The sequence below is a fragment of the Halapricum sp. CBA1109 genome (assembly GCF_009741825.1).
In the GTDB taxonomy this organism is placed as follows: Archaea; Halobacteriota; Halobacteria; order Halobacteriales; family Haloarculaceae; genus Halapricum.
The window spans coordinates 1-7,736 of the sequence record NZ_WPCA01000127.1 but is presented as its reverse complement, the minus strand read 5'-3'; the positions used below and the strand labels follow the sequence as shown (position 1 = coordinate 7,736).

General features: G+C 71.4%; 5 protein-coding genes and 1 pseudogene. 5 read left to right on the top strand and 1 reads right to left on the bottom strand.

The genetic code is table 11. From position 1 onward, the window contains the following. The first annotated feature begins 334 nt into the window (after positions 1-334). A pseudogene (locus GJ629_RS12590) lies at positions 335-3,083 on the top strand (AAA domain-containing protein). A gap of 39 nt (positions 3,084-3,122) precedes the next feature. Beyond that, positions 3,123-3,950, top strand: a complete 828-nt coding sequence (locus GJ629_RS12585; protein ID WP_157513367.1) for a phosphatase PAP2 family protein — start codon at positions 3,123-3,125, stop codon at positions 3,948-3,950. A 115-nt stretch (positions 3,951-4,065) separates the two neighbouring features. On the opposite strand, the gene GJ629_RS12580 is transcribed toward GJ629_RS12585, so the two are convergent. Further along, positions 4,066-4,209: a hypothetical protein gene (locus GJ629_RS12580; protein ID WP_157513366.1), complete on the bottom strand. Its 144-nt coding sequence runs from the start codon at positions 4,207-4,209 to the stop codon at positions 4,066-4,068. Between GJ629_RS12580 and GJ629_RS17210 the strand changes: the two genes are divergently transcribed. From GJ629_RS17210 to GJ629_RS12565, 3 genes are all read left to right on the top strand, one after another. Next, entirely contained in the window at positions 4,187-4,540 is a 354-nt protein-coding gene (locus GJ629_RS17210; protein WP_157513365.1) for a DUF4129 domain-containing protein, read from the top strand. The two genes, GJ629_RS12580 and GJ629_RS17210, sit on opposite strands and share 23 nt — an antisense overlap. Positions 4,541-4,656: 116 nt before the next feature. Beyond that, positions 4,657-6,558, top strand: coding sequence for a DUF58 domain-containing protein (locus GJ629_RS12570; protein WP_157513364.1), 1,902 nt, complete (start codon positions 4,657-4,659; stop codon positions 6,556-6,558). Positions 6,559-6,997: 439 nt separating this feature from the next. Next, a partial coding sequence (locus tag GJ629_RS12565) for a hypothetical protein (protein ID WP_231754619.1) occupies positions 6,998-7,736 on the top strand: 739 nt, incomplete at its 3' end.

The window sequence follows — 7,736 nt, the reverse complement described above, 5'->3', positions numbered from 1 at the left end:
TAGTGACACGGGAGCATGAGCCTATGATGCTCAAAAAAGAGCTGAGAAGCGATAGAAAGCCCTCGGGGCAGTTCCGGTCCCGCGGCTCGCTGTCGCCGGAAATCGAAGATTCGAGATGACGAGAGAGCTTCGGCTCTCTCGGACCACGCGCTTCCCTCGCTTCGCTCGGTGTAGTGCTTGCATCGCCGGGGTTCCCGGAACTGCCCTCGCCCTTTCAGTCCGCCAGGATTCAGTTGGTTGACCGGCAGAAACAGGCCCTTTACTCGGTGGTTGTCTGAATACTACAACTGAACCCACCGACAACGTTTTTCGCGCGGCGGCCCTGCCCTGTCCCGTGAACGTACGGGGTGTCGTCGTCGGCGCGGACGAACCGAAGACCGTCAGCACGCAGTACGGCGAGCGCGAGCTGTGCGAGGTGACGGTCCGGCCCGACCGGGGTCGGGGCGAACCGACGACGGTGACGCTGTGGGGCGACTGGGTCGAGAGCGGGGAACTGCTCGAACCGGGGATGGAACTGGCCGTCTACGACGCCGAGGAGCGCACCTATCAGGGCGAGACGCAGTACACGACCGGCAGCGACACCACCGTCGTCGTCGAACCGGACTTCCTCGTCGACGTGACCGACGTGCGGTCGTGGGTCCAGTGCCCGCGGATGTACTACCTCAACAAGATCAGCGGCCTCCCGCTGGTCTACCCCGTCGTCAAGGGGACCATCGTCCACGAGGTGTTCGGTGACCTCCTCCGGGGCCGGGACCGCGAGACGGCCGTCGACGACCAGGTCGAGGCGGCGGGACTCGAACTGGGACTGCTCGGCCGGGACGCCGAGTCGGTCCGCGAGGACGTCGACGACCACGCCAGCGCCATCGAGGGGTGGCTGGCACAGGGGACGCTCGGCGACACCGATAGCTGGCGCTCGGAGATGACGCTCGTCAGCGAGCGCTACGGCATCAAAGGGCGGGCCGACGCCGTCCGCCGCGGGATGCCGGTCGAACTCAAGACCGGGAAAAACACCAAGCGCGAACCGCGCTTTCACGACAAGATTCAGGCCGCGGCGTACGCGCTGGTGTTGGGCGAGCGCGCGGCCCGCGACACCGCGGCGGCGGACGCGGTTGCCGACGGCGGGACCGAGGCCCAGTCGCCGTTGTCGGCCGCACCGGACACCGGGACGTTGCTGTACACGAAAAAACGCCGCCGTCGACCGCAACGAGGAAGACGGCGACCTCTCGCCGGCCAAGGAGTTCTCCATCGGACCGGGGCTGCTCCAGTTCGTCGTCCGGGCGCGCAACGAGATAGCGGCGATGGAGTACGATATGTCCGTCCCGACGGGCTACGAGGCAGCGCCAAGTGTGAGTACTGTTTCGAGCAGGACACCTGTACGGCCGTCTCGGGCCGGCTCGCCCAGGAGTCGAAGGTGCTCGACGGCGACTCGACCATCCCGGCCATCCCCGAGGCCGAACGCGACTACTTCGACCGGTTCTACCGCGCCATCGAGGCCGAACGCCGGGAGGTCCACCGCGAGTACGCCAAACTCTGGGAGCAGGGAGCGACCGAACGCGCCGAGGACGACCGGGCGCTGGTCGACCTCGACCCGACCGGCCAAAGGCAGGTCGAGGGCGGCCGCTGGGAACTGACCGCCGAGGGGACGGCGGCCACCTCGAAGATACGCGAGGGCGACGTGGTGCTGGCCAGCGACGGCCACCCCATCCGGGGCGAGGCCGAACTCGCCCGCGTCGAGCGACTCACGACCGACGAGGTGGTGGTCACCGCCGACGAACCGGTCGAGCTCCGGCGGCTGGACATCTACCCCTCGGAGTTGACGACCGACCGTCTGCTGACTGCGCTGCACGACGCGGTGCTCAAGCAGTCCGCCCCCGAGAAAGACGTCCTGTTCGGCCGGCGCGAACCCTCCTTCGAGACCGTCGAGGAGACGTTCATCGACAACAACGACGCACAGGACGAGGCTGTGGGGATGGCCGTCGGCGCCGAGGACTTCGCGCTCGTCCACGGTCCGCCCGGGACGGGCAAGACGTACACGCTTGCCCGCATCGTCCGGGCGCTGGTCGACGACGGCGAGCAGGTCCTGCTGTCGGCGTTTACCAACCGCGCCGTCGACAACGCCATCGAGGCGCTGGTCGAGCAGGGATTCGAGGACATCGTCCGCGTCGGGACTGAAAGCGGTGTCCGGGAGGATATGCAGCGGTTCAGACTCGACCAGCGCGGCGACCCCGACGAGCGAGCGGCCACCTTGGCGGATGCGTCGGTCGTGGCGGCGACGACGGCCTCCTGTGGGTCTCGGGTCGTCCGCGAGCGGAGTTTTCGACACGGCCGTCGTCGACGAGGCGGGCCAGTTGACCGAACCCGGCACGCTGGCGGCGACGACGCTCGCCGAGCGGTTCGTCCTCATCGGCGACCACCAGCAACTCCCGCCCGTCGTCCGCGCGGAGGACACTGGCGAGGGCGCGGCCGACCTCTCCCAATCGCTGTTCGAGCGCCTCATCGAAGCGTATCCGGAGGCAGGCGTGATGCTGGACCGCCAGTACCGGATGGCCCAGCGCATTCAGGCGTTCCCCTCGCGGGCGTTCTACGACGGGCAACTGCGCCCGGCGACCGGCGAGGTGGCCGGCCAACGAATCGAGGCCCTCCCGGGCGTCGACTGCGAGGCACTGCCGGCGGCGTTCCGGGACCCGGTCGTGTTCCTGAACTCCCGCGGTGCGGCCGAGGGCAACACCAACCCCACCGAGGCCCGGACGGTCGCGGAGGTGGTCGAGACGTACGCCGCGGCGGGCGTCGCCCACGAGGACATCGGCGTCATCGCGCCCTACCGCGCGCAGGTCGCCGAAATCGGTCGCCACGTCCCCGAGGGCGTCGCCGTCGACACCGTCGACCGGTTTCAGGGGTCGAGCAAGCAGGTCATCGTCGTCTCGTTCGTCGCCAGCGGGACTCTGGAGGGGCCGATATTCGAGGACTACCGCCGTATCAACGTCGCGCTGACGCGGGCGAAGAAGGCGCTGGTACTGGTCGGCGACGCCGACGCCCTCTCCAGCGACGACACCTACGCCGAGATGGTCGCGTGGGCGCGCTGATCCGGCGGCTTTTTGATCGATTGTGGTGTCCCGGCGGATATGTACAGATTGACCGGGATTAGTCGGGCGATTCGGGAGGGGACGCCGCCGGCGCTGGTCGACGCCGCGGGCGTGGTGACGCTGTTCGGCGGCGCGACGGCGCTGCTGTTCGTCCTCTCGGTGGCCTACTGGGTGGGCGACCGACGGCGAGTGTTGACGCTCGTCGGCTACGCGTTCGTGGCGCTGGGCACCGTCCTCCTCTTGAAGACGCTTATCGGCGCGCCCCGTCCGCCGGCGGGGACGCCCTACGAGGGTGACCCGTACGGCTTCCCGAGCGGTCACGCCACGGCGGCGGCGGTCGTCTACGGCGGCGCGGCGGTCGTCTACGAGCGACTGGACGCGCGGATGCTCGGTGCCGTCGGCGTCGCCGTCGCGGCTATCGCCCTCTCGCGGGTCGTCCTCGGCGTCCACTACCTCGGTGACGTCCTCGTGGGCGCCGCTCTCGGGGCCGTGCTGGTATCGGGGCTGTGGGTCGCGGTCGGCCGGGATCCGCTCCGGGTGTTCGCGTTCGCGTCGGCGGTCGGAGCGGTCGCCGTCGCCGTCGGCGCGCCCGAGAGTCTCCTCGCTCTCGGCGGGAGCGTCGGCGGCCTCCTCGGTGGGGCGGTCCTCGACCGCGTCCCGGACCCCGAATCCCGCGTCGAGGCGGGCCTGTTGGTCGTCCTCGGCGTGGGGACAGTCCTCGCTCTCGACGGCCTCCTCGGGGCGGTGGCGTCGCCGGCGCTTTTGATCGTCGGGAACGCGCTCCTCGTGTCGACCATCGTCCTCCTGCCGGTCGCCGTCGCTGTGCTCCCGGCGCAACTCCGTGACCCGGACATTCATTACTACTGAACGTTCAGTGTAACCGAATGCAGTACGACGCCGACTTCGGGGTCGTGGCGGCGCTGGGTGGTGGTGAGTCGTGAGCGGGACCGACGGGGGGTCGTCGGTCGACCGCCGACAGTTGCTACTGGCCAGTCTCGCCGTCGTCGGCCTCGTCGTGGCGGCGCTGGTCGCGCCCGTCGCGGCGCTGGGGTCGCTCGGTCGCGGGTTCGGGAGTCTCGCCGCCGCGCTGGGCGACCTGTCCGCTGTGGCCCTCGCGGGGCGGCACGGCCGCGACGACGCCGGAGACGGACCCGCGGGCGGACGAGACGGCGGCCCCGGCGGCCGAAGACGAATCGTCGGGGCCGCCGCGGACGGTCCGGGCGGCGTTCGCGTGGCTCCAGTCGGCCGTCCCGGTGCGGAACGGCGAGGCGGCGACGGCCGGCGAGATAGCCCGGTCGGCCGTCGACGCCGGCTACCCGAGCGGGCCGGTCGAGCGGTTGACGGCCCTGTTCCGGCGCGTGCGCTACGGCGGCTACGAGCAGACCGACGAGCGCAACGAGCAGGCCCAAAGCGCCCTCCAGCGGGTCCGGAGCGCGCTCGGAGGTGACGATGACTGACCTCGGAGCCGTCCGACGGAATCTGGCCGCGACGGTCGGCGTCGTCGCGGCCGTCGGCGTCGCCGTCGCAGTCGTCCCCGGGCTCTCGGGGGGCGATAGCCGGGCCGGCGAGCCTGTTGGGGAGCGAATCGGTCGTCCTCCTGCTGGCTGTCGCCGTCGCCCTCGCGGGAATCTGGCTCGGCTACACGTGGCGCGAGCGAGCGACCGAGGACGACGGCGATACGGACGCCGACGGCGGGGCCGGGCGGGTCGGTTCGGTGATAGACGACGCCTACCGGTCGCTGATCGACGAGGACGGCGACACCGACACGCTGGGCAACCGCCGGCAGGTCCGGTCGAAGCTCCGGGCGGCGGCGATAGAAGCGATCACCGAGGGGAGCGACGTCTCTCACGACACGGCGACGGAGCGCGTCGACACCGGCGCGTGGACCGACGACAGACGGGCGGCCGCGTTCCTCGGCGAGTCGACGCCGCCGGCCCCGTTGCAGGCGCGGTTGGCCGACTGGATCGACGGCGCGACCGTCGAACGGCAGGTGTGGGCGACCGTCGAGGCAATCGCACAGCGGAGCGAACTCGACGTCTCACGGGGGAGCGACGAGTCCGACGAGCGGGTGCCCCGAACGGACGACGCGCGGACCGATTCGGTGACCGTCCGGCCAGACGACGGCGACAGCGAGCGAGGCGACCGGTGGGTGCTGACGGTCCTCGGGGCGTTCGCGCTCAGCGGTATCGGCTTTCTGACCGCCACGCCGACGCTGGTCGCGGCGAGCGTGATTCCGCTCTCGTACGCCGCCTACGGCTACGCGACACGGGCCCCGGAACCGGTGCTGTCTGTGAAGCGGGACCTGACGGACGGGATGCCCGCCCCCGGCGAGACGGTCCGGGTCGAGGTGGCTGTCGAGAACGTCGGCGACCGGCCGGTGCCGTCGCTGGTCGTCACCGACGGCGTCCCCGAACGGCTTCGCCTGCTTGCCGGGCCGACGGCCGGGTGTGCGACGCTCGAACCCGGCGAGTCGACGACGGTCAGCTACACCGTCTCGGCCCTGCGGGGCGACCACGAGTTCGACCCGGTAGAGATTCGGACGGCCGGTGTCGCAGCGGGCGACACGTGGTCGGTCACGGCCGCCCCGGAGACGCCGGTGACCTGCCGGGACCCGCTGTCGGCGATGCCGGCGAACGGCGTGACGACGACGGTGAGCGGGCGGGTGCCGACCGACGCCGGCGGCCCCGGTATCGAGTTCTACGCGACCCGGGAGTACCACGCCGAGGACCCGCTCAGTCAGGTCGATTTCAACCACTGGGCCAAGACCGGCGAACCCCGAACCATCGAGTTCCGTCAGACCCGAGCGGCGAAGGTGCTGGTCGTCCTCGACGACCGGGACGTGGCCCGGAAGCGACGCCACGAGTGGTCGCTCGACGCCGTGGTGCTCGGCCGGTTCGCGGGGTCACGCGTCGCCGAGGAACTGCTCGCGGCCGACAACGCCGTCGGGGCCGCCTCGATGGCCGCCCGGACCGTCGAGCAACCGCGGCGGGGGAGCGCCCAGCACGAGCGAATCGAGGCGCTGTGGCGGCGGGCACACGAGGAGTCCGACGAGGCCGACTCGACGTACGAACGCACCAGCGCCCGGTTTTTCACCAATCCCGCCTTCGACGAGGACACGGACGACGAGGGCGAGATGCCCGCGTTCGCGTTCGGACGGGAGTACGTCGCCGACGGGGGTCGGGTGCGGTGGCTCCGGCGACGGCTCGACGCCGACACGCAGGTCCTCGTGGTGACGCCGTTGCTGGACGACGAACCGGTTTCCCTTGCGCGTCGGCTCGCCGCCGAAGGTAATCAGGTCAGACTGCTGTGCCCGGACGTGACGGCGGCCGAGACGCCCGGGAGCGCGATAGCACGATTGCGGCGGCGGCGACGACAGCGCGCGCTCCGGGACCGGGGCATCGGCGTCGTCGACTGGCCGACCGACCGGCCGCTGTCGGTCGCGGTGTCGCGGGCACGGGAGCGGTGGTCGCGATGACGGGGAGCCGACCGACTGCGGTCGGGTCGGCGCTGGCCGTTCTCGTCGCGGCAGTGGCGACGGGACTGCTCGGGTGGACGGCTGGCGCGCCGTGGGCGACGCTCGCCGGCCTCGCGGCCGTCGCCGTGCTGGTCGGGGGGGAGCGAACTGCTGAGCGGCGGGCCGGCGACGAACATCCGCCGGCTGTGGGGCAGCGTCGCGTTCGTCGGCGGCCTGTTTGGCGTGGTCAGGGTGTTCGTCTGGGCCGTCCCCGACACGCCCGTGCTCGTCCCGTCGCTGCTCGGGACGGTATTCGTGGGGCTTGGCGGCACCGGATCGCTCGACGCGAGGAAGGGCACGGAGGTCAGACGCGTCAGCGCGCGGAGCCGCGACGTGTTCGCGTTCGCGCTGTTCTGGGCCTTGCTCGTCGCCGTCGACCTCCACGTCGCGGTGGCGTTTTTTGGCCGGCGTGGTCGTCGAGTGGGTCCGGGGTGGGCTCCTGGCGAGCCTGACCGTCCTGAGTGTGCTCGTCGGCCTCGCGCTGTCCGTGATTCCGCGGACCCAGCGGTCGCTCGGCGCGCGCCGCGAGGAGACGTTCAGAGTCCGGCCCGGCGACCGGAGTCTGCTCCCGCTGTGGGCGGTGCTGTTCGGCGTGTATCTCGCCGCCGCCGCGGCGCCGAGGCTGCTCGACCCGGCCGTCGAGAGCGTCCCCGTCTTCGGGCCAGCGCTGCTCTGGACGGTGACGAGCGGCCTCCTCCACGTCCTCGTCGGTATAGTCGTCGCGACCGGCGTCGCGGTGCTCGCCGTGGCGACCGTCTACGAGCTATCAGTGACGTGGCTGTCGACGCGCCCCTCCCGCGCGGCGGCGCGGGCGGCCGGTGCGCTGTCGGCGACGCTTCTCGTCGGCGTCGTCGTCGCCGTGGTCGGCTTCTCCGTGTCCCCGGCGGTACTCATTGTCGTGGGCGCGGCGACGATGCTCGGTTGGCTGTTGCTCCCGGTCACCGGTGTCGTCCTCACCGACGGCGTCACCCGGACGGGGCTCGTCGGTCGCCACGGGGTCGGGGCGCGGCTCGGCGCCATCGGCGTCGGCCTCGGCGGCGTCGTCGCCGCCGTTCAGGGCGTCACGCCGCTGGTCGTCTTCGTCGCCATCGCGGCCGCCGTCCTCGTCTACGACCTCGGCGAGCATGCGGCGTCGCTGG

What these genes read in the sequence shown, in the direction of transcription:
- GJ629_RS12585 (WP_157513367.1), top strand. Translation starts at nt 3,123, where the DNA reads ATGTACAGATTGACCGGGATTAGTCGGGCGATTCGGGAGGGGACGCCG.